Origin of the sequence: Burkholderia orbicola (assembly GCF_900100915.1) — a bacterium.
In the GTDB taxonomy this organism is placed as follows: Bacteria; Pseudomonadota; Gammaproteobacteria; order Burkholderiales; family Burkholderiaceae; genus Burkholderia; species Burkholderia orbicola.
Genome location: NZ_FNKW01000001.1, coordinates 2,132,790 through 2,159,216, shown reverse-complemented (window position 1 = coordinate 2,159,216; position 26,427 = coordinate 2,132,790). Strand labels below are relative to the sequence as shown.

Sequence of the window (26,427 nt, the reverse complement as noted above, 5' to 3'; positions counted from 1 at the left end):
GCCGCGTCCTGGCATGGCGCTCACGCGCCGGCCGACTTCTTCGCCGCACGCCGCGCGGCGTACAGGCCGAAGCCGAGCACGGCGGCCGCCATCGCCCACCACTGAAACATGTAACCGTAATTGCGCTCGACGCCGGTCGTCGCCGCCGGCCAGTCGCGCACGAGCTTGTCGCCGTCGTCGCTCGTCTGCTGGATCACGAACGGCTGCAGCGGCAGCCCGGTTTCCTTCGCATACGCGGCGACGTCGAGGTTCTGCCGGATCTTCTGGTGCGCGGCCGACCCGCCTTCGCCGAGCTCGAACGCGCGCGACGCGTCGGCACGCGCGATGCCGACGATCTCGATGTCGCCCGCCGGCGTCGCGAACGGCTCGATCGCCGTGCGATCGGCGATGTTGCGCGGCAGCCAGCCGCGGTTCACGAGCACGACGCCGCCGCCCGTGAGTTTAAACGGCATCACGACGTAAAAACCCGGCTGGTCGTTATACGGCCGATTGTCGAGGAACACCGCCTGCTCGGGCATGAAACGGCCCTTTGCCCGTACGCGATGAAACTCGATCGACGCGAGCGGAACCGGCTGCGCGCCGAGGTCGACGGGCGCCGCCCGTTCGTAGCGCCCGATGCTCGCCTGCAGCGCTTCCTTCTGGTGCGCGCGGTCGCGCTGCCAGAAGCCGAGACGGATCGTGACCGCGACGACGACGAGGATCAGCAGCGCGGGCAGCCAGCGGATCTTCATCATGCGGCCCGCCCGGCACCTGCGCGAAAGCGAAGTGCGATAATTATCCTCTTCCTTTCGAATTGCCGTCGTCCGGTTCGTGTCATGCACATACTCGTTCCCATCGCCTTCGTCCTCATCATTGCCAGCATGGGCTCGGCGCTCTACTTCATGATGCACGACCGCGGCCATACGAAGCGCATGGTCTGGTCGCTCGCCACCCGTGTCGGGCTGTCGGTGTCGCTGTTTCTGCTCATCCTGTTCGCGAACTGGATGGGCTGGATCCATTCGACCGGCCTGCCGATCGGGCGTTGATGCCGTTGCCGCGCCGGCCGCTGTGACATTTAGCCGCACGGCCGCGCCACCAAGCAAAAGCGCCGCCTGACTGAGTCGCGGCGGCGCCAGGGTGGTATCGCTCGCGGCTTCGCCGCCGCGCCCACGACACCAATGAAAACGGCCCGCGCATCGCTGCGCGGGCCGTTGTTCCATTTACAGCCAGTAGACGACGACGTACAGGCCGAGCCAGACGACGTCGACGAAGTGCCAGTACCACGCGGCGCCTTCGAAGGCGAAGTGATGATCGGGCTTGAAGTGGCCGCGGATCATCCGCACCAGCACCACCGCGAGCATCGTGCCGCCGAGGAACACGTGGAAGCCGTGGAAGCCGGTCAGCAGGAAGAACGTCGAACCGTACACGCCCGAGTTCAGCGTCAGGTTCAGTTCGTTGTACGCGTGGTAGTACTCGAAGCCCTGCAGGAACAGGAAGCAGATCCCGAACACGAGCGTCGCGGCCAGCCACGCAATCGCCTTCTTGCGATGATCGTCGCGCAGCGCGTGGTGCGAGATCGTCAGCGTCACGCCCGACGACAGCAGGAACGCGGTGTTCAGCGTCGGGATCGGCCACGGGCCCATCGTCTTGAAGTGACCGGCGAGCGCGGCGGGGCCTTCGTTCGGCCACACGGCGGAGAAGTCCGGCCAGATCAGCTTGTAGTCGAGGCTGCCGAGCTGGTGCAGCGCGATCTCACGCGCATAGAACAGCGCGCCGAAGAATGCGCCGAAGAACATCACTTCCGAGAAGATGAACCAGCTCATGCTCCAGCGGTACGACTTGTCGACGTTCTTGCCGTAATGACCGCCTTCCGATTCGGCGATCGCGTCGCCGAACCAGTGATACAGCGTGAAGAGCAACCACAGCAGGCCGAGCAGCGCCGTAAACGGCGCCCAGTCGTGACCGTTGATCCACAGCGCGGCCGACCCGAGCATGACCAGCAGGCCGATGGCCGCGCTGATCGGATGCTGCGACGGATGCGGCACGAAATAGTACGGGGTCTGGTTTTGACCGCTCATGCTTGATTCTCCACTTCAGTCCAATTTGTGTACCGGAAACCGCTCCGGCTTTATTTCTTGCGCGGCGAGACCGCCACCGCGCTTTCCTGCACGCCGCGCCGGGGCGCCGCGCACTGCATTCTTTCGTCGCTGCTAGCCGCTAGCCGCGCGCCGCCAGCACGCGCTCAACCCACGACGGCACGCACGATCAGGATCAGCACGCCGATGAACACGCCGGCCGCGAGCAACGCGACGATCAGCACGTGCAGCGGATTGAGCTGCGTCGCGTCGGCCTCCAGGTCGCGCCGCTTGCGCACCCCGAAGAACGACCACAGCACCGCTTTCAGCGCCTGACCGAACGTTCCGCTCCGCTTGACTTCCGTCATCGCCCCGTCTCCTTCGTCATGCGTCCGGCTTCGCCGCACCCTGCGCCGCCGTACTGCGCTGCGCCGGTGCCGGCGTGGCCGGGGTATTCAGCTCGAAGAACGTGTACGACAGCGTGATCGTCTTCACGTCCTTCGGCAATTTCGGGTCGATCACGAACACCACCGGCATCTTGCGCGACTCGTTCGCGGTCAGCGTCTGCTGCGTGAAGCAAAAGCACTCGATCTTCTTGAAGAACTCCGTCGCCTGCTTCGGCGCGTAGCTCGGAATCGCCTGCGCGACGACCGGCCGGCCCTGCCCGTTCGTCACGTCGTACACGATCGTCGTCAGTTCGCCCGGATGCACGTCGAGGCTGTTGTGCTCCGGCTTGAACCCGAGCGGCCCGCGCGCGTTCGCATCGAACTCGACGGACACCGTGCGGCTGGTGTCGACCTGCGAGTTCTTCACCTCGCGCTCGCTGACATCGCGCTGCACCAGGTTGTTGATGCCGGTGATCTGGCAAATCGCCCGATACATCGGGATCAGCGCAAAGCCGAAACCGAACATCAGCCCGGCCACGACGAAGAGCTTCACCAGCATCGAACGATTGAACGCACGATCCACGGCGCCCTCTTCCGGCTTCGACATACGACGACTTCCTCGCTACTGCGTCAGTTACTGCATCAGTGGGTGGACAGCCACCACTGCTTGATCACGACACCCACGAAAAAAACGGCGGCGATGACGAGCAGGGTGAGGCCGAGCCGCTTGTTGCCCGCGCGGATCTGCTCGGGCGTTCGTCTTTCTTGTGGATTCCGGGTCATCTGAAACTTCAGTTCCGCGCCCGCCGCGCCTGCCTGCGCGGCAGGCAGCGGCGGAACGCTCGGTGAAACTTATTCGACGTGCGGCGGTTGCTCGAACGTGTGGAACGGAGCCGGGCTCGGTACCGTCCACTCGAGGCCCGTCGCACCATCCCACGGCTTGTCCGACGCCTTTTCCAGCTCGCCGCCGCCACGGTAGGCCGGCAGCGCGACCGCGAACAGGAAGTACACCTGCGCGAGGCCGAAGCCGAATGCGCCGATCGTCGCCACCTGGTTGAAGTCCGTGAACTGTGCCGGGTAGTCCGCATAGCGGCGCGGCATGCCCGCGAGACCGACGAAGTGCATCGGGAAGAACGTCAGGTTGAAGAAGATCATCGACGCCCAGAAGTGGATCTTGCCGCGCGTCTCGTTGTACATCCAGCCCGTCCACTTCGGCGCCCAGTAGTACCAGCCCGAGAACAGCGCGAACAGCGAGCCGGCCACCAGCACGTAGTGGAAGTGCGCGACCACGAAGTAGGTGCCGTGATACTGGATGTCGAGCGGCGCCATCGCGAGCATCAGGCCCGTCAGGCCGCCGAACGTGAACACGAACAGGAAGCCGATCGCGAACAGCATCGGGGTTTCGAACGTCATCGAGCCGCGCCACATCGTCGCGAGCCAGTTGAACACCTTCACGCCCGTCGGCACCGCGATCAGCATCGTCGCGTACATGAAGAACAGCTGGCCGGTGACCGGCATGCCCGTGGCGAACATGTGGTGCGCCCAGACCATGAACGACAGGATCGCGATCGATGCCGTCGCGTACACCATCGAGCTGTAGCCGAACAGCGTCTTGCGTGCGAACGCCGGGATCACCTGCGACACGATCCCGAACGCCGGCAGAATCATGATGTACACCTCGGGGTGGCCGAAGAACCAGAAGATGTGCTGATACATCACCGGGTCGCCGCCGCCTGCCGCGTTGAAGAACGACGTGCCGAAGTGGCGGTCGAACAGCACCATCGTGATCGCGCCCGCCAGAACCGGCATCACGGCGATCAGCAGGTACGCGGTGATCAGCCACGTCCACGCGAACATCGGCATCTTCATCAGCGTCATGCCCGGTGCGCGCATGTTCAGGATCGTCACGACGATGTTGATCCCGCCCATGATCGACGATGCGCCCATGATGTGGACCGCGAAGATCGCGAAGTCCATGCCCGGGCCCATCTGCGTCGACAGCGGTGCGTACAGCGTCCAGCCGGCAGCCGTCGCGCCGCCCGGCGCGAAGAACGAACCGACCAGCAGCACGGCCGCGACCGGCAGCAGCCAGAAGCTGAAGTTGTTCATCCGCGCGAACGCCATGTCGGATGCGCCGATCTGCAGCGGAATCATCCAGTTCGCGAAGCCGACGAACGCCGGCATGATCGCGCCGAACACCATGATCAGGCCGTGCATCGTCGTGAGTTCGTTAAAGAACTCCGGACGCATGATCTGCAGGCCCGGCTCGAACAGCTCGGCACGGATGCCGAGCGCCATCACGCCGCCCGACAGGAACATGATGAACGAGAACAGCAGGTACAGCGTACCGATGTCCTTGTGGTTGGTGGCGAACAGCCAGCGACGCCAGCCGTGCGGGGCTTCGTGCGCGTGGTCGTCGTGCGCGTGGTCCGCGGCTACGTCGTGCCCGATGCTAGACATGAGAATCTCCTAATGCGAATACGTCGACTAACTCAGCGACACGTCAAGCCGCCGGGCCGATCTCGACACGCCGGGCTTCCTTTGCGTCAGCCCCGCCCGTGATCGTTTCCGGCTTTTTGAGAATAATGTGGTCTTCCGCCACGCCTGCTGCCTTCAGCGCATCGCGCACGGCCTGCGCGCGATGCTTCGCCAGTTCGGCGTTCGCGTCGGCCGAGCCCGTCTTGTCGGTGAAGCCCGACAGCGCGAGCTTCACGTCCGGATGTGCCTTCGCATAGTCGGCCGCGGCGGCGATCGCCGCCTTCGCGTCGGCCGGCAGCACGCTCTTGCCCGTCTCGAAGTAGATCGTCGACAGCGCGGCCGATGCCGCTGCCGCCGGCTGTTCGGCGCCCGACGCGGCTTGCGCCGGCGCCGAAGCCGCTTCTGCCGGGACCGCTGCCGTTGCCGCGCCCGCCGTGTCTTCCGGCAGCTTGCCGTTGCGTGCGTCAGCCACTTGCTTCGGCTGCAGCAGGTCGTTCTTGTGGTTGCCCCACGAGTTGCGTTCGTACGTGACGACCGAAGCGATGTCGAGGTCCGACAGCGACGCCCACGACGGCATCGCGCCCTTGCCGTGCAGCACGCGCTCGACGTGCGCGGCGATCGGGCCGTTCACGATCGGGCTGCCGTCCATCGCCGGGAACGCGCCGAGGCCCTTGCCGTTTACCTGGTGGCAGGCCGCGCAGTTCGCCTTGTAGACTTCCTCGCCGTGCGCGACGAGTTCGGCCATCGTGTAGACCTTGTTCGGATCGACCGCCGCGCTGGCCAGCTTGGCCTTCTGCGCGCTGACCCACTTCGCGTAGTCGTCGTCCGACAGGACTTCGACGACGACCGGCATGTACGCGTGCTCCTTGCCGCACAGCTCGGTACAGAAACCGCGGAACGTGCCGACCTTGTCGGCCTTGAACCACGTGTCGCGCACGAAGCCGGGGATCGCATCCTGCTTCACGCCGAACGCGGGCACGTACCACGAGTGGACGACGTCGTTCGCGGTCGTGATGATGCGGATCTTCTTGTTGACCGGCACGACGAGCGGGTTGTCGACTTCCTGCAGATAGGTGTCGGTGATCGGCTTCTTGCCCATCACTTCGTCGCGCGGGGTGGTCAGCGTCGACAGGAAGCCGATGCCCTCGCCCGGGCCCTTCACGTAGTCGTAGCCCCACTTCCACTGGTAGCCGGTGACCTTGATCGTGAGATCGGCGTTCGTCGTGTCCTTCATCGCGACGACGGCCTTCGTCGCCGGCAGCGCCATCAGCACGACGATGACGAACGGCACGATCGTCCAGATGATCTCGACGGTCGTGCTTTCATGGAAATTGGCGGCCTTGTGGCCCTTGGATTTGCGGTGCGCGAAGATCGAATAGAACATCACGCCGAACACGCCGACGAAGATCACCGTACACAGGATCAGCATCATCGTGTGGAGATCGTAGAGCTCCTCGGCGATCTTCGTGACAGGCGGCTGAAAGTTGATCTCGTTGACACGGGGGCCGCCCGGGCTATCACCGACCGCCAGGGCCGCACCGGCAAAGAGCAATCCGCTGCATGCCAGCACGCCCGTGAGGGCTCGCTTGATTGTTTTCATAGCATCCTTACCCAAAATTTCCATTCAAACCCTCCCCCGTCGCAAGCCACCAGCCTCGTCCGGCCAATGACCGCGCCTCGTCAGCCGCAGCGCCTGAGCGACACGCGCAGTTCGTCGGCGAACTGCGCACGCTTGTACTGCGCGAGATGCTGCCCGATTACGACGGTCTGCCCGCGCGATACCAGCCGAATCGGATCGCGTGGCGTCGCACCCGGCTCGACCCGCACCCAGCGCGGGTTGAATTCGATCTGCGTGAGCCGCTCCGCATCCATCCGCTCGATCACGAGCCGGTGCGGAAACAGCCTGATGCGCTCGTAATCGACCGCGTGGCGAGCATAGATCGCAAATGCGACACCCACCGCCAGCAACTCGATTCCGGTAAAGGGCATGACGAGCCAGACCCCTCTCCACAACAGCAACGCCGCGATCGCCAGCGAGAAGCCCGCCAGCGACGCGTAAAACAGCACGAACTGGCGTGGCGACACCGAACAGTTGCGTTTCATGAGCCAGTCTTCGAGGACCGGTTCGCTGTCCGCCGTCTCCGCCAAAACCCTCGCTGCTTCCATCGCCGCCTCACGCGAATGGCATGCGATGCATGCCTGCATCGGACTCGTCGCCCCGTATTGCGGGGACCCCGGGACGACAAGCTGACGCATTATAGGCGGGTTCAATGGCATCCACAAGCAAGCGCCTATCGCCCGCCAAGCCAAGCGCGACAAGCTTTCCGGCCGTTTTGGCCGCCAATTCGACCCCGCTTTGCGCCGCTAATTTCAGACATAACAAAACCCCTCTTTACCGCTTTACCGATTCTTCGGACGCCCCTTGCCGATGTCCTCGATGCGCACGATCCCGTGCCCTTCGGCGGTCGTGCGCGGCACGGCCTTCCACGCGTGGCCGTAGATCACCTCGAACGTCAGCGGAATCGTGCCGTCCTCGCGCCGGCGCGCGTCCAGCGCATCGCCGAGCGCCGCGCGAAAGCGCCGCGTCGCGTGCTGCGGCGTCGCCCGCTCGAACGGATAGGCGCCCCAGCGGCGCACGTCGGCGAGCAGGGAATCGGGGGACTTGTAGGTCACGGTCAGCACTTCCTGGTCCATCACGGGAATCTCGAAGCCGCTCTCGACGAGCATGTCGCCGAGGTCGTGCATGTCGACGAAATCGATCACGCGCGCGGCGGGCGGGGCGATGCCGAGCGCCGCTTCGGCGTCCGCGCAGGCCGCGCGCAGTTCGCGCATCGTGTCGGGGCCGAGCGTGCTGAACATCAGCAGCCCGTTCACGCGCAGCACGCGCTGCCATTCGGGGAAGACGGTATCGGGACGCGAATGCCAGTGAAGCGCGAGATTCGACCAGATCAGGTCGAACGCGCCGCCCGGGAACGGCAGTGCGGCGAAATCGGCCTGCGCGACGCGCGGGCCGCGCTGGCCCAGCGCCCGGCCGAGCGACGCCGGCAGCCAGCGGCGCCAGGTGGTCTGCTCGACTTCACGCTGACCGGCCCGCGCGAGCATCGCGCCGGACAGGTCCACGCCGAACACCGGCGCTTCCGGAAAGCGCGCGCGCAGCGCCGGCAGGTCGTCGCCCGGGCCGCAGCCCGCATCGAGCACGGCCGCGGGGCTCACCTTGATGTATTCGAGGCGCTCGTTCATCCGCTGCGCGATCTCGCGCGGCAGGAACGCAACCGCATCGAACGTGGCGGCACGGCGATCGAAGATCCGCCGCAGGCGCCTGGTGTCATTGGCCGGACGGCCGGTTGAAGTCGAAGCTGGGGACATGTCGGGCACACTGGCGAAGAGCCCGAAGTATACTCGCTCGCCTCGCAAGCTTCATTGAGGCGGCGTGCCAGGAGTGTTGCGATGGTCCGCGGTTCCGCCGAGCGCACGTTGCGCGTCGTTTTGTCGCAGGTTCGAACGCTGGCCGCGCGCGTTGCCGCGGCCACGTTGCCGAATCGCTGCGCGTTGTGCGGCAATTTGTCACACGTCGTGATTTGCGGCGCCTGCGATGCCGTGTACTGGAATGAAGCGCAGCTGCGCTGCGAGGTCTGCGCGCTGCCGCTCGGTGTCGGGCACGCGCGGTCACGCGGCGGCAGTGGCAGCGGCACCGCCCGCGCGGCCGCATACCGGTGCGAAACGTGCCGCACTGCGCCGCCGCCGTTCGACGCGACGCTCGCGCTTGCCGATTACCGCGCGCCGCTCGACGGGCTCGCGCGCGGCCTGAAATTTCACGCACGGCTCGCGCTCGGTGGTGAATTCGCAGCCCGGCTTGCGCGGCTGGTCGACGATACGCGCGGCGCGAGCGGCTTCGACCTCGTCGCGCCGGTGCCGCTGTCGCACCGGCGGCTGGTCGCGCGCGGCTACAACCAGGCGTGGGCGATCGCGCGTCCGCTCGCGCGCCGGCTCGGCGTGCCAGCGGAGGCAGCCTTGCTCACGCGCGTCGCCGACACCGCGCCGCAGTCGCGGCTCGACCGGCACGCACGACGCGACAACGTGATGGCGGCTTTCGCGGTGGCAGGCGGCGTCGCCGGCCGCCACATCGCGCTCGTCGACGACGTGATGACGTCCGGCGCGACGCTCGCGGCGGCCGCGCAGGCGCTGAAGGCGGCGGGCGCCGCGCGCGTGACGAATCTGGTTGCGCTGCGCACCGCCAGGGATTAATTAGATAGAGAGGCCGGCCGCCCGCATGCGGCCGTCACGAACCGGCCAGCCGGATGCACGCGCGCGTTGCGCCGCTCCGGCCGCCCCAGCCAAACCGAAACATGTTCAACGTCGTCCTCGTCGCCCCCGAAATTCCGCCGAACACCGGCAACGTGATCCGCCTGTGCGCGAACACCGGCGCGCATCTGCACCTGATCGAGCCGCTCGGCTTTCCGCTCGATGACGCGCGGATGCGCCGCGCCGGCCTCGACTATCACGAGTATGCGCAGATGCGCGTGCACCGCGACTGGGATGCGTTCGTCGCCGCCGAAACGCCCGATCCCGCGCGGATGTTCGCGTTCACGACGCGCGGCTCGGGCCGCTTCCACGATCATGCGTTCCTGCCCGGCGACTGGTTCGTGTTCGGCTCGGAAACGCGCGGCCTGCCGGCCGAGCTGCTCGAACGCTTCCCGAACGAGCAGCGCGTGCGCCTGCCGATGCGGCCGGACAACCGCAGCCTGAACCTGTCGAACACGGTCGCGGTGGTCGTGTTCGAGGCGTGGCGCCAGGCCGGCTTCGAAGGCGGCGCCTGACACGCGCCGGGCGTAGCCCGCGGCGCGGAACGCGTCAGGTCCGCGCGAGCCGCGCGCGGTACAGGTCGTAGATGTCGGGGGAAAAGCACGCGAATACCACGCGTGCGAGGTTCGGCGCCTGCGCGAGCATCTCGACGACGGTGCCGACCGCGATGTCGACGGCGGCTTCGGCCGGATAGCGGTAGACGCCGCAACTGATCGCCGGAAACGCGATCGACGTCGCGGCAACCTCCTCGGCCAGTTCGATCGCGCGCCGGTAGCACGACGCGAGCAGCTCGGCCTCGCCGCGCGCGCCGCCGTACCAGACCGGCCCGACCGCATGGATCACGTAGCGCGCCGGCAACCCGTGGCCGCGCGTGAGCTTCGCGTCGCCGGTGTCGCACCCGCCGAGCGTGCGGCACTCGGCGAGCAGGCCGGGGCCGGCCGCGCGGTGAATCGCGCCGTCGACGCCGCCCCCGCCGAGCAGCGAACCGTTCGCGGCGTTGACGATCGCATCGACATCGAGCGTCGTGATGTCGACGACCTGCGCATCGAGCGTGGTGGAATGGATCTGCAGCATGACAACCTCGCGGAACGCCGAAGACTGTTCAAGCGTAGTCCGCTTTGGCGCCGCGCGCCCGGTGCGACCGTGCCGGGCGAACCCGGCCCGTGCTACTCGGCGCGCGCGTCGCGGCGCAGCAGGCCGCTGACGGCGTCGCGCGGTGCGATGCCATCGAACAGCACGCCGCACACGGCTTGCGTGATCGGCATGTCGATCGATTGTGCGCGCGCGAGCGCCAGCACGGCCTGCGCGCAGCGCACGCCTTCGGCCACGTGGCCGAGCGCGCCGAGGATGTCGTTCAGCGTGCGGCCGGCCGCCAGTTGCAGCCCGACCGTGCGGTTGCGCGACAGGTCGCCCGTCGCGGTGAGGATCAGGTCGCCGAGGCCCGTGAGGCCCGTGAAGGTTTCCGCGCGGCCGCCGAGCGCCACGCCGAGCCGCGACATTTCGGCGAGGCCGCGCGTGATCAGCGCGGCGCGCGCGTTCAGCCCGAGGCCGAGGCCGTCGGAAATGCCGGTCGCGATCGCCAGCACGTTCTTCACCGCGCCGCCGACCTCGACGCCGACCACGTCGTCGCCCGTATAGATCCGCATCGCGCCGTGATGGAACGCGGCGAGCGTGCGCTCGCGGCATTCGGCCGACGCGCTCGCCACCGTCAACGCGACGGGCAGCGACTGCCCGACCTCGCGCGCGAAGCTCGGCCCCGACAGCACGCCGTTGCTCTGCTGTTCGGGCAGTTCGGCCGCGATCACCTGATGCGGCAGCAGATGCGTGTCGGCCTCGAAGCCCTTGCAGACCCAGACGACGTGCGCGGGCACGCAGCCCGCGTCGCGCATCGCGTGACACAGCGTGCGCAGCCCGGCCACCGGCGCGGCGATCACGCACAGCGCATCGTCCGCGGCGCCATGCGCGAGCGCGGCGCCGAGATCGGCGTCGTAGCGCAGCGCGTCAGGCAGCGCGATGCCGTCCAGATAGCGGGAATTTTCGTGCCGGGCCTGCAGCCCGGCGATGAGCGCGGCGTCGCGCGCCCACAGAAGCGTATCGTGCCGCGCGGCCAGATGGCCCGCGAGCGCGGTGCCCCAGGCACCGGCGCCGAGAACGGCTACTTTCATACCCAGCACCGGTCCGGAGTGAAACGTCAGTTCAGCGTCGTGCCATTCGGCGCGCCGTTCGGTGCGCCTGCTGCGGCGCCGGCTTGCTGCTGAAGCTGCGCGAGACGCTGCTCGTACAGCGCCTGGAAGTTGATTTCCGCGAGGTGGATCGGCGGGAAGCCGGCGCGCGTGATCGCGTCGGCGATGTTCGAGCGCAGGTACGGGAACAGGATCGTCGGGCATGCGATGCCAACGAGCGGATCGAGCTGTTCGTCCGGAATGTTGCGGATGTCGAAAATGCCGGCCTGCTTCGCTTCGATCAGGAATGCGACCTTGTCCTTCACCTTCGCGGTGACGGTACCCGACACGACGACTTCGAACACGCTTTCCGCGAGACGGTCGGCCTTGACGTCGACTTCGACTTCAACCGACGGCATGTCCTGCTCGAGGAAGATCGCCGGCGAATTCGGCTGCTCGAGCGACATATCCTTCAGGTAGACGCGCTGGATGTTGAAGAACGGTTGGTTTTCGACGTCGGACATGGTGTTTCCCTAAAAGTGGTGACGGGGCGGCCCGGCTGTTCGCCGGCCGCCACGGATGAATCCTGCGCGCCCGACCCGCGGCGCGGCCGGCGGCCATTCTGCCCTAATCAGGCCGCTTGCAGAAGCGGCACGAGGCCGCCTTCGCGGTCGAGCTTCGACAGATCGTCGTAGCCGCCGACGTGCGTGTCGCCGATATAGATCTGCGGCACCGTGCGGCGCCCCGTGCGCGTCATCATTTCCTCGCGGCGGGCCGGATCGCGATCGATCAGCACCTTTTCGATCTGCTCGACGCCGCGCAGCTTCAGCAGGCGCTCGGCCTGCATGCAATACGGACACACCTGCGTGCTGTACATCAAAACCTTGTTCACTTCGCCACTCCTTGTTTGACGACCGGCATCCCGGCCTGCTGCCAGGCGGCCACGCCGCCTTCGAGCACGTGCACCTCGGCGTAGCCCGCCGCCTCGACCTCACGCGCCGCCTTCTGCGACTGCTGGCCATTCTGGCAGACGAGCAGCACCGGGGTGCTCTTGTTCTTCGCGACCTGCGCAATTTTCGCGCCGATCTCGCCCGCCGCGACCTGGCGCGCCGACGGCAGGTGGCCGGCGGCGAAATCGGCGGCGGCACGCAGGTCGATCACGACCGCGTTGCGGCGATTGATGAGCTGCGTCGCTTCCGCAGCCGACAGCCCGCCGCGGCCGCGGCGCAGGGCCGGCCATGCCAGCAGGCCGCCGGAAACCAGCAGGATCGCGATAAGGGCCAGGTTCGTGTAATTGGTAAAGAACGTCACGGAATGCCGCCGGAAAAAGAGAAATCGGATGAGGACAATCCCGCCATTATAAAATAACCGTCTTGCGCGATGTCGGGCCCGGTTCGGTCCCGTGCGACGCGCCCCGCTTCCCATCACTACCGACCGCAAGATCCATGTACAAACTCGTTCTCATCCGCCACGGCGAATCGACGTGGAACAAGGAAAACCGCTTCACCGGCTGGGTCGACGTCGACCTGACCGAACAGGGTCGCAACGAGGCCTACCAGGCCGGCGAACTGCTCAAGGAGGCCGGCTACACGTTCGACATCGCGTACACGTCGGTGCTCAAGCGCGCGATCCGCACGCTGTGGCACGTGCAGGACAAGATGGACCTGATGTACCTGCCGGTCGTCCACTCGTGGCGCCTGAACGAGCGCCACTACGGCGCGCTGTCGGGTCTGAACAAGGCGGAAACGGCCGCCAAGTTCGGCGACGAGCAGGTGCTCGTGTGGCGCCGCAGCTACGACACGCCGCCGCCCGCGCTCGAGCCGACCGACGAGCGCGCGCCGTTCAACGACCCGCGCTACGCGAAGGTGCCGCGCGAGCAACTGCCGCTCACCGAGTGCCTGAAGGACACGGTCGCGCGCGTGCTGCCGCTGTGGAACGAGTCGATCGCGCCGGCGGTGCGCGCCGGCAAGCAGGTGCTGATCGCCGCGCACGGCAACTCGCTGCGCGCGCTGATCAAGTACCTCGACGGCATCTCGGACAGCGACATCGTCGGCCTGAACATCCCGAACGGCGTGCCGCTCGTGTATGAACTCGACGAGAACCTGAAGCCGATCAAGCACTATTACCTCGGCGACCAGGACGCGATCGCGCAGGCGCAGGCCGCCGTCGCGAAGCAAGGCAAGGCGGGCTGACGCCCGGCGCGGCGAGCAGGCCGCGTTCCGGCGCGGCGTGCCGGGCCCCGACCCGCACGCCGCGCGAACCTTCCCGGCCCCGCTGCGGTCGAACCCGCTTTCGAACCCCGCAGCGCGCCTGGCGGTGCCCCGCCGGGGCCTCTGCGGCCTTTTCGACGCTTTTCGCGCCGTTCCACTGAGTTATCGGACGAACAGTTATACTTGTCCGCTACATCCCCGCTACCGCCACGCGCTTCCCGACCGCACCAGACTCTCTATGCGAATGAATTTGAAGAACATCGGCCTGATTGCCGCGGGCCTCGCCACGGGCGTGTTCGCCACGCTGCAGGTTTCCGCATCGGCCGAGCAGACCGCCACGGCGCCGCTTCCCCTCGACCAGCTCCGCCTGTTCGCGGAAGTATTCGGGCAGATCAAGCGCGAGTACGTCGAACCGGTCGACGACAAGAAGCTGCTGACGGCGGCGATCAAGGGCATGGTGTCGAGCCTCGATCCGCACTCGTCGTTCCTCGACAAGACCGACTATGACGAGCTGCAGGAGCAGACGAAGGGCCGCTTCGCGGGCCTCGGCATCGAGATCTCGCAGGAAGACGGCCTCGTCAAGGTGATCTCGCCGATCGAGGATACTCCCGCGTTCCGCGCCGGCATCCGTCCGGGCGACCTGATCACGCGCATCAACGACAAGCCGGTGCGCGGCATGACGCTCGACAAGGCCGTCAAGCAGATGCGCGGCGAGCCGGGCACCAAGGTCACGCTGACGATCTTCCGCAAGAGCGACGACCGCACGTTCCCGGTCACGGTCACGCGCGCGATCATCAAGGTCCAGAGCGTGAAGATGAAGATGCTCGATCCGGGCTATGCGTATGTCCGCATCACGAGCTTCCAGGAGCGCACGACGCCCGATCTCGCGCAGAAGCTGCAGGACATCGCGCGCCAGCAGCCGAACCTGAAGGGCCTCATCCTCGACCTGCGCAACAACGGCGGCGGCCTGCTGCAGAGCGCGGTCGGCGTGGCCGGCGCGTTCCTGCCGCCCGACTCGGTCGTCGTGTCGACCAACGGCCAGATCCCCGATTCGAAGCAGGTGTACCGCGATACGTACGACAACTATCGCCTGCCGTCCTTCGACGGCGATCCGCTGAAGAACCTGCCGCCGGTCTTCAAGACCGTGCCGATGATCGTGCTGACGAACGCGTATTCGGCGTCCGCGTCGGAAATCGTCGCCGGTGCGCTGCAGGATTCGAAGCGCGCGCAGATCATGGGCAAGACGACGTTCGGCAAGGGTTCGGTGCAGACGGTCCGCCCGATGACGGCCGACACCGCGCTGCGCCTGACCACCGCGTACTACTACACGCCGAGCGGCCGTTCGATCCAGAACAAGGGCATCACGCCCGACGTGCCGGTCGATCAGTACGCGGACGGCGATCCGGACGACGTGCTCGTGACGCGCGAGGTCGACTACACGAACCACCTCGCGAACACGCAGGATCCGAACGAGAAGAAGGAACAGGAAGAGCGCGAGCAGCGCCGGATGGATCAGCTGCGCGTTCTCGAAGAGCAGAACGACAAGAAGACGCCGGAGCAGCGCCAGAAGGATCGCGATCGCAAGCCGATCGAGTTCGGCAGCGCCGACGACTTCATGATGCAGCAGGCGCTCAACAAGCTCGAAGGCAAGCCGGTCCAGGAATCGAAGTCGCTGCTCGCCGAGAGCACGGCGAAGAGCCCGGCCGCCAAGGCGGCCGCGAAGGCGTCGGGCGCCAGCGCCGCGAAACCGGCTTCCGCACCGAAGCCGGCATCCGCGCCGAAGTAAGCGCCAGCCGGCATCCAACGGGCCATCGCGGGAAGACCGCGATGGCCCGTTTTTCATGCGCGCCTAAAATAACGAACGTCCGCCCGCCTCGCTCACGCCTCCCCATGAACGACGATCAACTCCTTCGCTACTCCCGCCACATCCTCGTCGACGAGATCGGCATCGAGGCGCAGCAGCGCTTTCTCGATGCGCATGCGATCGTCGTCGGCGCGGGCGGTCTCGGCTCGCCGGCCGCGATGTATCTCGCGGCGTCGGGGGTCGGCACGCTCACGCTCGTCGACGCCGATACGGTCGACCTCACGAACCTGCAGCGGCAGATCCTGCACGTGACGGCATCGGTCGGCCGCAGCAAGGTCGAATCGGGACGCGACACGCTCGCGCATCTGAACCCCGAGGTGACGGTGAACGCGGTCGCGGAACGCGTCGACGACGCGTGGCTCGACGCACACGTGCCGCACGCGAGCGTCGTGCTCGACTGCACCGACAACTTCGCGACGCGGCATGCGATCAACCGCGCGTGCGTCGCGCACGGCGTGCCGCTCGTGTCGGGCGCCGCGCTGCGCTTCGACGGCCAGATCAGCACGTTCGACTTCCGCGACGCGGCCGCGCCCTGCTATGCGTGCGTGTTTCCGGAAGACCAGCCGTTCGAGGAAGTCGCGTGCTCGACGATGGGCGTGTTCGCGCCGACCGTCGGGATCATCGGCGCGATGCAGGCGGCCGAGGCGCTGCGCGTGATCGGCGGCATCGGCAAGACGCTCAACGGGCGGCTGATGATGCTCGATTCGCTGCGGATGGAATGGACGACGATGAAAATCGCGCGTCAGGCCGACTGCCCCGTATGCGGGGGCCGACACTGACGCGCGACGGGCATGCGCCAAACGGCCCATGCGTGACACTTCGCTACAGTTAGCGGCGGCGAAAACGCCTACGCGGCCGCGTCCGCCCGCGGCTCGGCGACCGCCAGCCGCTGCAGCGCCGCCTGCACTTCCTCCGGCTCGAACGCGGCCAGCACGTCGGCCGTCGGCTTCTCAAGCGCCTTCAGGTGCGCGCGCAGGATCTCCTGCTTCACGACGAGCAACTGGCTCGGGTGCATCGAGAACTCGGTGAGCCCCATCCCGAGCAACAGGCGCGTGAGCGCCGGGTCGCCCGCCATCTCCCCGCACACCGACACCGACACGCCCGCGCGCTTCGCTTCGCGCAGCGTATAGGCGATCAGATGCAGCACGGCCGGATGCAGCGGGTCGTACAGGTGCGCGACCGCATTGTCGGCGCGATCGATCGCGAGCGTGTACTGGATCAGGTCGTTCGTGCCGATCGACAGGAAATCGAAGCGCTTCAGGAACAGCGGAAGCGCGATCGCCGCGGCCGGGATCTCGATCATCGCGCCGAGGCGCACGTTCGGATCGTACGCGAGCCCCGCGTCGTCGAGCTGCCGCTTCGCCTCGCGGATCAGGTCGAGCGTCTGGTCGATCTCCTGCGCGTGCGCGAGCATCGGGATCAGGATCTTCACCTGGCCGAACGCGGACGCGCGCAGGATCGCGCGCAACTGCGTGAGGAACATCTGCGGCTCGGACAGGCTCCAGCGGATCGCGCGCAGCCCGAGCGCCGGGTTCGGCGCCGTTTCGTAGCCTTCGTCGAGCGCCTCGAGCGGTTTGTCGGCGCCGACGTCGATCGTGCGGATCGTCACCGGCATGCCCTTCATCCACTCGACGGCCCGCTTGTACGCGGCGAACTGCTCCTCCTCTTCCGGCATCTCCTTCTCGTGCATGAACAGGAACTCGGAGCGGAACAGGCCGACGCCGACCGCGCCGGCCTCGACGGCCGCCTTCGCGTCGTCGGGCAGCTCGATGTTCGCGTACAGGTCGATCTTCGTGCCGCACAGCGTTTGCGTCGGCGAGAACTTCAGGCGCTGCAGCTTGCGTTGCTCCAGCAGCTTCTCGGACTGGCGGTACGAATATTCCTCGAGGACGATCGGCGCCGGATCGACGATCACGATGCCCTGGTCGCCGTCGACGATGATCAGGTCGTCCTGGCGGATCAGCGAACTCGCATGCTGCACGCCGACCGCGGCCGGAATGCCGAGGCTGCGCGCGACGATCGCCGTATGCGACGTGCGCCCGCCGAGATCGGTGACGAACGCCTGGAACGACTGCGTCTTGAACTGCATCATGTCGGCCGGCGCGATGTCGTGCGCGACGACGATCATGTCGTTCGTGCCGTTCCTGGCCGCGCCGTCGAGCGCCTGCGATGCGGACGGCGCACCGGCGAGCGCCTTCAGCACGCGCTCGACCACCTGCTCGATGTCGGCCTTGCGCTCGCGCAGGTATTCGTCTTCGATGTCGTCGAAATGGCGCGTCAGCAGTTCGAGCTGCTCGGTCAGCGCCCATTCGACGTTGTAGCGGCGCGTGCGGATCAGGTCGATGGTTTCCTGCACGAGCATCTCGTCGCTCAGGATCATCGTGTGGACGTCGATGAATGCACCGACTTCGCTCGGGGTGTCGTCGGTCAGGTCGGCGCGCAGCGCTTCGAGCTCGCGACGCACGACGTCGAGCGCCGTGCGGAATCGCTCCACTTCGGCGTCGGTCCGGTTGGCCTCGATCAGGTAATGGGCGACGTCGAGCGCCGCCGGCGCGATCAGATACGCTCGCCCGATCGCGATACCTCGTGAGACGGGAATGCCATGCAGCGTGAAGGACACGCGCACCTCCTCTGTACAAGTAAAGCCGCGGCACACTGCTGCGATGCGCTTATGACCCCGGTTAGCGATTATAAATTCCGCGACTCCCTGCTGACTGCATGCAGCGCAGCATTGCGCATTCCGCATCAATGCTTCCGACGAAAAAAATGCCGCGACATCCGCGGCATTCTGACTGGAAACGGCAATGATTCCGCGTGGCGATCACTGGCCTTCGCCGAACTTGTCGGCGATCAGCTTCAGCAGCGCATCCATCGCTTCCCGCTCGTCGGGCCCTTCCGTCTCGATCGTCACGGTGCTGCCGATACCGGCCGCCAGCATCATCACGCCCATGATGCTCTTCGCATTGATCTTGCGCCCGTTGCGTGTCATCCAGACTTCCGACTGGAAGTTGCCGGCCAGTTGCGTAAGCTTGGCCGATGCGCGTGCATGGAGCCCCAATTTATTGACGATGGTGGTTTCTTGTTGAAGCATGATTCTCGGTCGGGTCGGTCGAGGCCGCCGGCGGCGGGCGTCGGCGGGTCAGTCTAAAACGGAAAACGGGGCGGTCAGTGCGATTCGGTGCGCGGCTGCGGTTCGGGCGGAATCGGCGCGCACTGGCCGCAACCGGTTTCCGACGGCGGCGGCGGCGTGCCGGCCGACACCTCGTGGACACCCTTCGCGCCGCCGGACAGCGCCTTGTCGACCAGCTTGTCGAGCGGCACGGTGCGGTAGCAGACGGCCCGCACGAGCATCGGCAGGTTCACGCCGGCCAGCACGCGCACGTTGTCGAGCTTCGCGAGCTGGCCTGCGATGTTTGCGGGCGTCGCGCCGTACATGTCAGTCAGCACGACCACGCCGTTCTCTTCCTTGAGCCGCGCGAGTTCCGCGTGCGCGAAGGCCATCACCTGGGCCGGATCGCTGTCCGCCGTCACGTCGATGCAGCCGATGCGGGCGGGCACGCCGCCGTAGATGTGCGCGATGCAGTCCCGCAGCGCGGTGGCGAGCGGAGCGTGCGCGATGATCAGGATTCCGGCCATGTCAGATCGCTCCCGGCCGCCCCTGGCGGGCCGATACCCCGCGGCGGGGCAATGAGCGTAGCGAGTGTGGAGAACGTTTCATGTTCAGCCTTGCAACAGTGTCGGCCCGACCGCCGGGCCTTCGGTGCGCCGATCACGGCACCGGGCAAGCGGGCATTGTAGCAGGCCGGTCAAGCTGCTCCGGCGACGGGGGACCTGCGCGGCCGCCGCCGGGGTTGCGCGGGAAACTGGTCGGGCCTACGCGGCCGCACGCTCCAGCGCGTCGATGAACATCGCGGCGACGTCGAAACCCGTCTGTTCCATGATCTCGCGGAAGCACGTCGGGCTCGTGACGTTCACCTCGGTCAGCCAGTCGCCGATCGCGTCGAGCCCGACCAGCAACAGCCCGCGCGACGCCAGCACGGGCCCGAGCGTGTCGGCGATCTCGCGGTCGCGGGCCGTCAGCGGCTGCGCGACGCCGAGCCCGCCCGCGGCGAGATTGCCGCGCACCTCGCTGCCCTGCGGAATCCGCGCGAGCGAATACGGCACCGGCTCGCCGCCGATCAGCAGGATGCGCTTGTCGCCGGCCTTGATCTCGGGAATGAACTTCTGCGCCATCACCGAGCGCGTGCCGTCGTGGCTCAGCATCTCGACGATCGAGCCGAGGTTCATGCCGTCCGGCTTCACGCGGAACACGCCCATCCCGCCCATCCCGTCGAGCGGCTTCAGGATCACGTCGCCATGCTCGGCGTGGAACGCGCGCAGCCGTTTCGCGTCGCGCGTGACGAGCGTCGGTGCGACGAACTGCGGAAACTCGCCGATCGCGAGCTTCTCCGAATGGTCGCGGATCGACTGCGCCTTGTTGAACACGCGTGCACCCGCACGCTCGGCCAGCTCGAGCAGCCACGTCGACGTCACGTACTCCATGTCGAACGGCGGGTCCTTGCGCATCAGCACCGCGCCGAACGATTCGAGACGGCGCGCGTCGACCGGGCCCGCTTCGAACCAGATGTCGCGATGCAGGTCGTCCAGCTCGCCGACGAACGTGATGCGCCGCACGTCGGCCTCGACGGCCGAGCCCGTCCACGCGAGGTGGCGCGGTTCGCACGCGTACACCGCATGCCCGCGCCGGGCGGCCTCCGCCATCATCGCGTAGGTCGAATCCTTGTAGATCTTGAAATGATCGAGCGGGTCGGCGATAAAAAGAATGTCCATGCGGGTCCTGTACGTAGCGAAGGTCCGTTACACCTGGATGGCTTCGGGATCGGTCTTTTCCAGTTCGATCGACGACGCGATCAGCGACAGCCGCGCGACGACGCCGTACATGTAGAAACGGTTCGGCGGCGCGGCGCCCGGCTTGGCGCCCGCATCCGGCAGCGCGGTGTGCTCGAAGCCGAGCGGCACGTAGTGCATGCCGGGCGCGTTCAGGTTCTGGTCGCGCTCGCGGCCGCCGTGCGTGCGGTAGAAGCCGCCGACCACGTAGCGGTCGATCATGTACACGACGGGCTCGGCCACCTCGTCGCCGACGCGCTCGAACGTGTAGACGCCTTCCTGCACGATCACGTCGCGCACCGCGAGGCCGGCCTTCGATTCGGCCATCTGCGCACGCTCGGCCTTCGTCATGCGGCCGATCTCGGCCGCGTCGTGCACGGTCATCACGCCACGGCCCGCGGTGCCCGCGTCGGCCTTCACGACGACGTACGGCTTCTCGCTGATCCCGTATTCGCGATACTTGCGCGCGATCTTCTTCAGCACGCCGTCGATCGCGTCGGCGAGCGCCTGCTCGCCTTCATGCGCCTGCCAGTCGACGCCTTCCACGTGCGCGAAATACGGATTCACCATCCACGGATCGACGCCGACCATCTTCGCGAACTTCTTCGCGACGTCGTCGTAGCACGAGAAATGCGTCGACTTGCGGCGCACGGCCCAGCCCGCGTGCAGCGGCGGCAGCAGATACTGCTCGTGCAGGTTTTCCAGCACGGCCGGGATGCCGGCCGACAGGTCGTTGTTCAGCAGGATCGAGCACGGATCGAAATTCTTCAGGCCGAGGCGGCGCTGCGAACGCTCGAGCGGTTCGAGCACGATCTTCTGGCCGTCGGCCAGCGTGATCGGCGTCATGTCGGTGATGCTCGGGTCGAGCGAGCCGAAGCGCACGTTCAGGCCGGCCTGGCGCATGATCGTCGCGAGGCGCGCGACGTTTTCCAGGTAGAACGCGTTGCGGGTCGGCAGCTCGGGAATCACGAGCAGATTCTTCGCGTCCGGGCAGATCTTCTCGATCGCGGCCATCGCGGCCTGCACGGCGAGCGGCAGCACTTCGGACGGCAGATTGTTGAACGCGCCGGGAAACAGGTTCGCGTCGACGGGCGCCAGCTTGAAGCCGGCATTGCGCAGGTCCACCGAACAATAGAACGGCGGGGTGTGTTCCTGCCATTCGAGCCTGAACCAGCGTTCGATCGCAGGCGTCGCGTCGAGGATCTTCTGCTCGAGTTCGAGCAGCGGACCGTTCAACGCGGTAACGAGGTGGGGAACCATGAATCACTCGCGAGCGGGAGAATGAAGATTGTAGAGCAATTGCCTTGCCCATTTGGGGATTGTTCCCGGCTTCGCAAGGATATCGAGGAACTTTTCGGCTATTGACCCGATAGAGTGAAGGGTTATCCGCTACGGCAGCGCGTGACAGGAGAAAAAAAGCCCGCCGGGTAGGCGGGCCGAAGTCGCTGCGCTCATTCGGGGCGGGCGCCGTCGTCGCGGCGGCCCGCCGTTGATTCGTGTGACTTATTCCACGTGCTCGCCGTGCAGGATCACGTCGAGACCTTCGCGCTCTTCCTCTTCGGTCACGCGCAGGCCGATCGTCAGGTCGATCAGCTTCAGCAGCACGAAGCTCAGCACGCCGCTGTAGACCAGCGTGATCAGCACGCCCTTGGCCTGCAGCAGGAGGCTGCCGTCGAAGCCGCCGATGTCCTTGACCGCGAATACGCCCGTCAGCAGTGCGCCGAGAATCCCGCCGATGCCGTGCACGCCGAACGCGTCGAGCGAATCGTCGTAGCCGAGCTTGGACTTGAGCCAGGTAGCCGACCAGAAGCAGACGACGCCCGCCGCGATACCGATCACCAGTGCGCCCGCCACGCCGACGAAACCGGCGGCCGGCGTGATCGCCACGAGACCCGCGACCGCGCCCGACACGATGCCGAGCACCGACGGCTTGCCCTTCGCGATCCACTCGGCAAACATCCAGCCGAGCGCCGCGCAGGCGGTCGCCACTTGCGTGGTCAGCATCGCGAAGCCGGCACGGCCGTCGGCCGCGACCGCGGAGCCCGCGTTGAAGCCGAACCAGCCGACCCACAGCATCGAGCCGCCGATCATCGTCAGCACCAGGTTGTGCGGCGCCATCGATTCACGGCCGTAGCCGACGCGCTTGCCGAGCACGAGGCACGACACGAGGCCCGCGATACCGGCGTTGATGTGCACCACCGTGCCGCCCGCGAAGTCGAGCACGCCGTCGGCCGACAGCCAGCCGGTCGGCTCCCACACCATGTGCGCGATCGGCACATAGACGATCAGCGACCAGAGCGTCATGAACACGAGCATCGCCGAGAACTTCATCCGGTCGGCGAACGCGCCGCAGATCAGCGCCGGCGTGATGATCGCGAACGTCATCTGGTAGACGAAGTAGACCGATTCCGGAATCGTCGACGCGAGATGGCTGACGGTCAGCGTCGTCGCCTTGTCGCCCTTGATGTAGTTCATGCCGTGCAGGAACGCACGCGACAGCCCGCCGATGAAGCCGTTGCCCGGCGTGAACGCGAGGCTGTAGCCGACCACCGTCCACAGGACCGTGATCACCGCGGTGATCGCGAAGCTCTGCATCACGGTCGCGAGCACGTTCTTCTTGCGGACCATGCCCGCGTAGAACAGCGCGAGGCCGGGGATCGTCATGAACAGCACGAGCGCGGTGGACGTCAGCATCCAGGCGGTGTCGCCCGCGCTGATCTTCGACGAATCGACCGAGAACGGGGCGGTGGGCGCGGCCGGAGCGGCCGGCGCGGACGCGGCAGCCGATGCGTCGGCCGTGCCCGAAGCCGGTGCGGCAGCGGCGGTGGCGGATGCGTCGGCGGCCGGCGCCGATGCGGCCGGTGCAGCGGCGGCCGATGCGTCGGAAGCGGTGGCGGCAGGCGCGGAAGCTGCCGCGGCGGACGCCGCGTCGTCGGCGAGCGCGGAGCCGACGCCGGTCGCGATCAGCGAACCGGCCATCAGCAGGGACATCAGAAGTTTTCGCATCTTGGGTTTCCTCTTGTCGCTTGTCTTGTCTGTTCTGTTACAGCGCGTCCGCGCCTGTCTCCCCGGTGCGAATCCGGATCACCTGTTCGATCGGCGTGACGAAGATCTTGCCGTCGCCGATCTTGCCGGTGCGCGCGGCCCGCTCGATCGCTTCCACCGCCTGGTCGACGAGATCGTCGGACACGGCCGCCTCGATCTTCATCTTCGGCAGGAAATCGACCACGTATTCGGCGCCGCGGTACAGCTCGGTGTGCCCCTTCTGGCGCCCGAACCCTTTCACCTCCGTCACCGTGATGCCGGAGACGCCAAGCGCCGACAGCGCCTCGCGCGTCTCATCGAGCTTGAACGGCTTGATGATTGCGGTAATGAGTTTCATGAAGTCCTCTCGCTGGGTTGTCCCGTCGAATGAGTTGGAATGTTGTAACGGACTCTTCTCAGCAACTCGCATGCCATGTTGGCCCGAACACCGTCTCGAACGGCTCCGGAACGGGGTCACATCCCGCGATGTAAGGCGCGAAAGCCCGGCCGAATGGCCAACATGGCCCGGTTTGCTGGCGCGGCGAAAGGATCGTTGCTAGAGTGCACGCACGTCCCGGATCGCCGGGCCATTCACCCATGCGGGCGCCATGCCCGGAATTCGCGCCCCGCGCGCACCATTTCCGGTCATGCGTGCATCATGGGCACGTACGCAACTGAAGATGCACATTTTTTGTGCAAGGAAGGGAAATCACATGAAGCAACCCAGCGACGTTTTCAACGATCTGCAGTCGCGCGTCAGCGATTTGCTGAAAAACTCGCCGGCCAAGGACGTCGAGCGCAATGTGAAGGCCATGCTGTCGCAAGGCTTCTCGAAGCTCGATCTCGTCACGCGCGAGGAATTCGACACCCAGGCGCAGGTGCTCGCCCGCACCCGCGTGCGCCTCGAGGAACTCGAAAAGCGCGTCGCCGAACTCGAGCAGAAGCTCGCGGCCCCGCAGGCCTGACGCTCTACCCGGATGCGGGCCGCGTCGTGCGGCCCGCATCCGCCACCTTCCGCCACGCTTCGTCGTCCGTCGTTCTTCGCTGCACCCCGCTCTTCGCTGTCCATCGCTCTTCGCAGCACCCCGCTCTTCGCTGTCCATCGCTCTTCGCAGTTCGTCGTTCCGCAACACCTCGTTCTTTCCCCGCGCCACGCCGGCAAGCGCGCACCCGATTCCTCCGATTCCCGCGGCATGCGGCCCCGAACGGCTGTCGTCCGCCTGCTTTTACAGGAGCCTCGCCATGTCGCTCGCCGTGGTGCGCAGTCGCGCGCCCGCCTCCGGCCGCGCGCCGGACGTCACCGTCGAAGTCCATCTCGCCAACGGGTTGCCGTCGTTCTCGATCGTCGGCCTGCCCGATCTCGAAGTCCGCGAAAGCCGCGAGCGCGTGCGCGCCGCGCTGCAGAACTGCGGGTTCGAATTCCCGGTGCGCCGCATCACCGTCAATCTCGCGCCGGCCGATCTGCCAAAGGAATCGGGCCGCTTCGATTTGCCGATCGCGCTCGGCATCCTCGCCGCGAACGGCCAGATCCCGGCCGACGCGCTGGCCGGCCGCGAATTCGCCGGTGAGCTGTCGCTGACGGGCGCACTGCGGCCGATGCGCGGCGCGTTCGCGATGGCGTGCGGCGCCGCGCGGGATTGGCGCACGGAGGCGTCCGGCGCGGGCCTAGCCGGCGGCCCGGGCCTGGATGGCGGCGAGACGCGCGCTTGCACCGCGACATCGCGTCCGCCCGAGTTGTACCTGCCGCTCGACAGCGCCGCCGAGGCCGCGCTCGTGCCGGGCGTGACCGTATTCGGTGCACGCGACCTGCCCGCGCTGTGCGCGCACCTCGCCGATGCGCCGGACGGGCGGCTCGCGCCGGTCGCGGCGCCCTGCCTCGACGGCCTGCCGGCACCCGCCGCGCCCGACCTCGCGGACGTCGTCGGCCAGCGCGGCGCCCGGCGCGCGCTGGAAGTGGCGGCCGCGGGCGGCCATCACATGCTGATGGTCGGCCCGCCCGGCGCCGGCAAGTCCATGCTGGCCGCGCGCCTCGCCGGGCTGCTGCCGCCGCTGACCGACGACGAGGCGCTGACCTCGGCCGCGCTGCTGTCCGCGAGCCGGCTCGGCTTCTCACCCGCGCAGTGGCGCCGCCGGCCGTTCCGCGCGCCGCACCACTCGTCGAGCGCCGCCGCGCTGGTCGGCGGCCGCAATCCGCCGCAGCCGGGCGAAATCACGCTCGCGCACCTCGGCGTGCTGTTTCTCGACGAACTGCCGGAATTCGACCGGCACGTGCTGGAAATGCTGCGCGAGCCGCTGGAAGCCGGCCGCATCACGATCTCGCGCGCGGCCCAGCAGGCCGACTTCCCCGCCGCATGCCAGCTGATCGCCGCGATGAATCCGTGCCCGTGCGGCTGGCACGGCGATCCGTCCGGGCGCTGCCGCTGCTCGCCGGACGTGGCCGCCCGCTATCTGCGCAAGCTGTCGGGGCCGCTGCTCGATCGCATCGACATCCAGATCGACCTGCCCGCGCTGTCGCCGGCGGAACTCGCGACCCGCGCGACGGCGCCCGGCGAGCCGAGTGCGGCGGTGGCCGCCCGGGTCGCACAGGCGCGTGCGCTGCAGCTCGCTCGGCAGGGCAAGACGAATCACATGCTGAGCGGTCGCGAAACCGACGACCTGTGCCGGCCCACCGACGAAGGCGAGCGATTGCTGCGCGAGGCCGGCGAGCGCTTCGGGTGGTCGGCGCGCGCGTATTTCCGCGTGCTGAAAGTCGCGCGGACGATCGCCGATCTGGCCGGCGACCCGCTGCCGACGGCCGCGCAGATCGCCGAGGCGATCCGCTACCGGCGTGCGCTGACGGCGCTGTAGGCGCGCTGGGAGGACAAAATCAGGCTGTCAAGACTTGACTTATGCACAATTCCCCTAATCCGGCCCCGGATCGCGGCTCGCCGCGGCCTTTGCCGGGCGGAATGCGTATCCCGTTGTTTTGATTGATTTTTCTCAAAGGGCGAATGGGCGACCAAACGAGCCGGAGGGCCGTCCGGCGCGGCTTTGCGGGAAATCCGTGCGACTTTTCAACAA

General features: G+C 67.1%; 29 protein-coding genes. 8 read left to right on the top strand and 21 right to left on the bottom strand.

All coding sequences use genetic code 11. The features are described 5' to 3' along the window. Positions 1-20: 20 nt before the first annotated feature. Positions 21-731, bottom strand: coding sequence for an SURF1 family protein (locus BLS50_RS10340; protein WP_256334046.1), 711 nt, complete (start codon positions 729-731; stop codon positions 21-23). A gap of 84 nt (positions 732-815) precedes the next feature. Here BLS50_RS10340 and BLS50_RS10335 point away from each other — a divergent pair, with 84 nt between their 5' ends. Beyond that, positions 816-1,025, top strand: a complete 210-nt coding sequence (locus BLS50_RS10335; RefSeq protein WP_006477735.1) for a twin transmembrane helix small protein — start codon at positions 816-818, stop codon at positions 1,023-1,025. A 174-nt stretch (positions 1,026-1,199) separates the two neighbouring features. Here BLS50_RS10335 and BLS50_RS10330 read toward each other — a convergent pair whose 3' ends face one another. The 8 genes from BLS50_RS10330 to BLS50_RS10300 form a co-directional block, all read right to left on the bottom strand. Then, positions 1,200-2,057, bottom strand: coding sequence for a cytochrome c oxidase subunit 3 (locus BLS50_RS10330; protein WP_006477734.1), 858 nt, complete (start codon positions 2,055-2,057; stop codon positions 1,200-1,202). A gap of 164 nt (positions 2,058-2,221) precedes the next feature. Then, the gene (locus tag BLS50_RS10325; RefSeq protein WP_011546273.1) at positions 2,222-2,422 is read right to left on the bottom strand and encodes a DUF2970 domain-containing protein; all 201 of its coding nucleotides are present in this window, start codon (positions 2,420-2,422) and stop codon (positions 2,222-2,224) included. Between the two features lie 16 nt (positions 2,423-2,438). After that, positions 2,439-3,047 carry a cytochrome c oxidase assembly protein gene (locus tag BLS50_RS10320; RefSeq protein WP_006477732.1) on the bottom strand — a complete coding sequence of 203 codons (609 nt, stop codon included), beginning with the start codon at positions 3,045-3,047 and terminating at the stop codon, positions 2,439-2,441. Positions 3,048-3,082: 35 nt separating this feature from the next. Beyond that, positions 3,083-3,223: a cytochrome oxidase small assembly protein gene (locus BLS50_RS35890; RefSeq protein ID WP_006486385.1), complete on the bottom strand. Its 141-nt coding sequence runs from the start codon at positions 3,221-3,223 to the stop codon at positions 3,083-3,085. Between the two features lie 69 nt (positions 3,224-3,292). After that, positions 3,293-4,900: a cytochrome c oxidase subunit I gene (gene ctaD / locus BLS50_RS10315; protein WP_006477731.1), complete on the bottom strand. Its 1,608-nt coding sequence runs from the start codon at positions 4,898-4,900 to the stop codon at positions 3,293-3,295. 43 nt (positions 4,901-4,943) lie between these two features. After that, positions 4,944-6,542, bottom strand: coding sequence for a cytochrome c oxidase subunit II (gene coxB, locus BLS50_RS10310; protein ID WP_074802163.1), 1,599 nt, complete (start codon positions 6,540-6,542; stop codon positions 4,944-4,946). 56 nt (positions 6,543-6,598) lie between these two features. Next, complete coding sequence (locus BLS50_RS10305) at positions 6,599-7,123, bottom strand: DUF2244 domain-containing protein (protein WP_011546277.1); 525 nt, start codon at positions 7,121-7,123, stop codon at positions 6,599-6,601. A 195-nt stretch (positions 7,124-7,318) separates the two neighbouring features. Next, entirely contained in the window at positions 7,319-8,284 is a 966-nt protein-coding gene (locus tag BLS50_RS10300; protein WP_074802162.1) for a methyltransferase domain-containing protein, read from the bottom strand. An 81-nt stretch (positions 8,285-8,365) separates the two neighbouring features. Here BLS50_RS10300 and BLS50_RS10295 point away from each other — a divergent pair, with 81 nt between their 5' ends. Together BLS50_RS10295 and trmL are read left to right on the top strand one after the other, a co-directional pair. Beyond that, positions 8,366-9,163, top strand: a complete 798-nt coding sequence (locus BLS50_RS10295; RefSeq protein ID WP_074802161.1) for a ComF family protein — start codon at positions 8,366-8,368, stop codon at positions 9,161-9,163. A 101-nt stretch (positions 9,164-9,264) separates the two neighbouring features. Then, the gene (trmL, locus tag BLS50_RS10290; RefSeq protein WP_006477726.1) at positions 9,265-9,735 is read left to right on the top strand and encodes a tRNA (uridine(34)/cytosine(34)/5-carboxymethylaminomethyluridine(34)-2'-O)-methyltransferase TrmL; all 471 of its coding nucleotides are present in this window, start codon (positions 9,265-9,267) and stop codon (positions 9,733-9,735) included. Between the two features lie 34 nt (positions 9,736-9,769). Here the strand turns inward: trmL and BLS50_RS10285 are convergent, their stop codons facing one another. From BLS50_RS10285 to BLS50_RS10265, 5 genes are all read right to left on the bottom strand, one after another. After that, on the bottom strand, positions 9,770-10,294 hold the full coding sequence (locus BLS50_RS10285; protein WP_027807188.1) for an O-acetyl-ADP-ribose deacetylase: 525 nt from the start codon (positions 10,292-10,294) through the stop codon (positions 9,770-9,772). A gap of 92 nt (positions 10,295-10,386) precedes the next feature. Beyond that, entirely contained in the window at positions 10,387-11,385 is a 999-nt protein-coding gene (locus BLS50_RS10280; RefSeq protein ID WP_027813646.1) for an NAD(P)H-dependent glycerol-3-phosphate dehydrogenase, read from the bottom strand. Positions 11,386-11,411: 26 nt separating this feature from the next. After that, the gene (gene secB, locus BLS50_RS10275) at positions 11,412-11,906 is read right to left on the bottom strand and encodes a protein-export chaperone SecB (protein WP_006477723.1); all 495 of its coding nucleotides are present in this window, start codon (positions 11,904-11,906) and stop codon (positions 11,412-11,414) included. A 107-nt stretch (positions 11,907-12,013) separates the two neighbouring features. Beyond that, entirely contained in the window at positions 12,014-12,274 is a 261-nt protein-coding gene (grxC, locus tag BLS50_RS10270) for a glutaredoxin 3 (RefSeq protein WP_006477722.1), read from the bottom strand. After that, a complete protein-coding gene (locus BLS50_RS10265; RefSeq protein WP_006477721.1) occupies positions 12,271-12,693 on the bottom strand; it encodes a rhodanese-like domain-containing protein in 423 nt (140 codons plus the stop codon). The genes grxC and BLS50_RS10265 overlap by 4 nt, the downstream gene beginning before the upstream one ends. Positions 12,694-12,827: 134 nt before the next feature. Here BLS50_RS10265 and gpmA point away from each other — a divergent pair, with 134 nt between their 5' ends. From gpmA to BLS50_RS10250, 3 genes are all read left to right on the top strand, one after another. Next, on the top strand, positions 12,828-13,574 hold the full coding sequence (gpmA, locus tag BLS50_RS10260; protein ID WP_012329275.1) for a 2,3-diphosphoglycerate-dependent phosphoglycerate mutase: 747 nt from the start codon (positions 12,828-12,830) through the stop codon (positions 13,572-13,574). Positions 13,575-13,830: 256 nt separating this feature from the next. Beyond that, positions 13,831-15,378 carry a S41 family peptidase gene (locus BLS50_RS10255; protein ID WP_011546283.1) on the top strand — a complete coding sequence of 516 codons (1,548 nt, stop codon included), beginning with the start codon at positions 13,831-13,833 and terminating at the stop codon, positions 15,376-15,378. 104 nt (positions 15,379-15,482) lie between these two features. After that, entirely contained in the window at positions 15,483-16,235 is a 753-nt protein-coding gene (locus BLS50_RS10250) for a HesA/MoeB/ThiF family protein (RefSeq protein WP_074802160.1), read from the top strand. Positions 16,236-16,303: 68 nt separating this feature from the next. On the opposite strand, the gene ptsP is transcribed toward BLS50_RS10250, so the two are convergent. The 7 genes from ptsP to BLS50_RS10215 form a co-directional block, all read right to left on the bottom strand. Then, positions 16,304-18,076, bottom strand: a complete 1,773-nt coding sequence (gene ptsP / locus BLS50_RS10245; RefSeq protein WP_027807186.1) for a phosphoenolpyruvate--protein phosphotransferase — start codon at positions 18,074-18,076, stop codon at positions 16,304-16,306. Positions 18,077-18,277: 201 nt separating this feature from the next. Beyond that, positions 18,278-18,547: an HPr family phosphocarrier protein gene (locus BLS50_RS10240; RefSeq protein WP_006477716.1), complete on the bottom strand. Its 270-nt coding sequence runs from the start codon at positions 18,545-18,547 to the stop codon at positions 18,278-18,280. A gap of 74 nt (positions 18,548-18,621) precedes the next feature. After that, complete coding sequence (locus tag BLS50_RS10235) at positions 18,622-19,092, bottom strand: PTS sugar transporter subunit IIA (RefSeq protein WP_006477715.1); 471 nt, start codon at positions 19,090-19,092, stop codon at positions 18,622-18,624. Positions 19,093-19,329: 237 nt separating this feature from the next. Beyond that, complete coding sequence (gene gshB, locus BLS50_RS10230) at positions 19,330-20,286, bottom strand: glutathione synthase (protein ID WP_069233185.1); 957 nt, start codon at positions 20,284-20,286, stop codon at positions 19,330-19,332. 27 nt (positions 20,287-20,313) lie between these two features. Beyond that, on the bottom strand, positions 20,314-21,603 hold the full coding sequence (gene gshA, locus BLS50_RS10225) for a glutamate--cysteine ligase (protein WP_006477713.1): 1,290 nt from the start codon (positions 21,601-21,603) through the stop codon (positions 20,314-20,316). 243 nt (positions 21,604-21,846) lie between these two features. Beyond that, positions 21,847-23,349 (bottom strand): ammonium transporter, encoded by a 1,503-nt coding sequence (locus BLS50_RS10220; RefSeq protein ID WP_074802159.1) that lies wholly within the window; start codon positions 23,347-23,349, stop codon positions 21,847-21,849. A 37-nt stretch (positions 23,350-23,386) separates the two neighbouring features. Then, on the bottom strand, positions 23,387-23,725 hold the full coding sequence (locus BLS50_RS10215) for a P-II family nitrogen regulator (RefSeq protein ID WP_006398175.1): 339 nt from the start codon (positions 23,723-23,725) through the stop codon (positions 23,387-23,389). Positions 23,726-24,080: 355 nt separating this feature from the next. Here BLS50_RS10215 and BLS50_RS10210 point away from each other — a divergent pair, with 355 nt between their 5' ends. Together BLS50_RS10210 and BLS50_RS10205 are read left to right on the top strand one after the other, a co-directional pair. Beyond that, positions 24,081-24,332: an accessory factor UbiK family protein gene (locus BLS50_RS10210; protein WP_006489451.1), complete on the top strand. Its 252-nt coding sequence runs from the start codon at positions 24,081-24,083 to the stop codon at positions 24,330-24,332. Positions 24,333-24,609: 277 nt separating this feature from the next. Beyond that, positions 24,610-26,214, top strand: coding sequence for a YifB family Mg chelatase-like AAA ATPase (locus tag BLS50_RS10205; protein ID WP_074802158.1), 1,605 nt, complete (start codon positions 24,610-24,612; stop codon positions 26,212-26,214). The last annotated feature ends 213 nt before the right edge of the window (positions 26,215-26,427 follow it).

Bases quoted from the DNA above. Each gene is read 5' to 3' on its own strand.
- BLS50_RS10250 (WP_074802160.1), top strand. From the start codon at position 15,483: ATGAACGACGATCAACTCCTTCGCTACTCCCGCCACATCCTCGTCGAC.
- BLS50_RS10300 (WP_074802162.1), bottom strand. From the start codon at position 8,284: ATGTCCCCAGCTTCGACTTCAACCGGCCGTCCGGCCAATGACACCAGG.
- BLS50_RS10220 (WP_074802159.1), bottom strand. From the start codon at position 23,349: ATGCGAAAACTTCTGATGTCCCTGCTGATGGCCGGTTCGCTGATCGCG.
- gshB (WP_069233185.1), bottom strand. From the start codon at position 20,286: ATGGACATTCTTTTTATCGCCGACCCGCTCGATCATTTCAAGATCTAC.
- gshA (WP_006477713.1), bottom strand. From the start codon at position 21,603: ATGGTTCCCCACCTCGTTACCGCGTTGAACGGTCCGCTGCTCGAACTC.
- BLS50_RS10235 (WP_006477715.1), bottom strand. From the start codon at position 19,092: ATGGCCGGAATCCTGATCATCGCGCACGCTCCGCTCGCCACCGCGCTG.
- BLS50_RS10340 (WP_256334046.1), bottom strand. From the start codon at position 731: ATGAAGATCCGCTGGCTGCCCGCGCTGCTGATCCTCGTCGTCGTCGCG.
- BLS50_RS10335 (WP_006477735.1), top strand. From the start codon at position 816: ATGCACATACTCGTTCCCATCGCCTTCGTCCTCATCATTGCCAGCATG.
- BLS50_RS10325 (WP_011546273.1), bottom strand. From the start codon at position 2,422: ATGACGGAAGTCAAGCGGAGCGGAACGTTCGGTCAGGCGCTGAAAGCG.
- BLS50_RS10305 (WP_011546277.1), bottom strand. From the start codon at position 7,123: ATGCAGGCATGCATCGCATGCCATTCGCGTGAGGCGGCGATGGAAGCA.
- BLS50_RS10255 (WP_011546283.1), top strand. From the start codon at position 13,831: ATGCGAATGAATTTGAAGAACATCGGCCTGATTGCCGCGGGCCTCGCC.
- secB (WP_006477723.1), bottom strand. From the start codon at position 11,906: ATGTCCGACGTCGAAAACCAACCGTTCTTCAACATCCAGCGCGTCTAC.
- BLS50_RS10210 (WP_006489451.1), top strand. From the start codon at position 24,081: ATGAAGCAACCCAGCGACGTTTTCAACGATCTGCAGTCGCGCGTCAGC.
- ctaD (WP_006477731.1), bottom strand. From the start codon at position 4,900: ATGTCTAGCATCGGGCACGACGTAGCCGCGGACCACGCGCACGACGAC.
- BLS50_RS10280 (WP_027813646.1), bottom strand. From the start codon at position 11,385: ATGAAAGTAGCCGTTCTCGGCGCCGGTGCCTGGGGCACCGCGCTCGCG.
- coxB (WP_074802163.1), bottom strand. From the start codon at position 6,542: ATGGAAATTTTGGGTAAGGATGCTATGAAAACAATCAAGCGAGCCCTC.
- BLS50_RS10205 (WP_074802158.1), top strand. From the start codon at position 24,610: ATGTCGCTCGCCGTGGTGCGCAGTCGCGCGCCCGCCTCCGGCCGCGCG.
- trmL (WP_006477726.1), top strand. From the start codon at position 9,265: ATGTTCAACGTCGTCCTCGTCGCCCCCGAAATTCCGCCGAACACCGGC.
- BLS50_RS35890 (WP_006486385.1), bottom strand. From the start codon at position 3,223: ATGACCCGGAATCCACAAGAAAGACGAACGCCCGAGCAGATCCGCGCG.
- gpmA (WP_012329275.1), top strand. From the start codon at position 12,828: ATGTACAAACTCGTTCTCATCCGCCACGGCGAATCGACGTGGAACAAG.
- BLS50_RS10320 (WP_006477732.1), bottom strand. From the start codon at position 3,047: ATGTCGAAGCCGGAAGAGGGCGCCGTGGATCGTGCGTTCAATCGTTCG.
- BLS50_RS10330 (WP_006477734.1), bottom strand. From the start codon at position 2,057: ATGAGCGGTCAAAACCAGACCCCGTACTATTTCGTGCCGCATCCGTCG.
- BLS50_RS10285 (WP_027807188.1), bottom strand. From the start codon at position 10,294: ATGCTGCAGATCCATTCCACCACGCTCGATGCGCAGGTCGTCGACATC.
- BLS50_RS10215 (WP_006398175.1), bottom strand. From the start codon at position 23,725: ATGAAACTCATTACCGCAATCATCAAGCCGTTCAAGCTCGATGAGACG.
- BLS50_RS10240 (WP_006477716.1), bottom strand. From the start codon at position 18,547: ATGCTTCAACAAGAAACCACCATCGTCAATAAATTGGGGCTCCATGCA.
- BLS50_RS10295 (WP_074802161.1), top strand. From the start codon at position 8,366: ATGGTCCGCGGTTCCGCCGAGCGCACGTTGCGCGTCGTTTTGTCGCAG.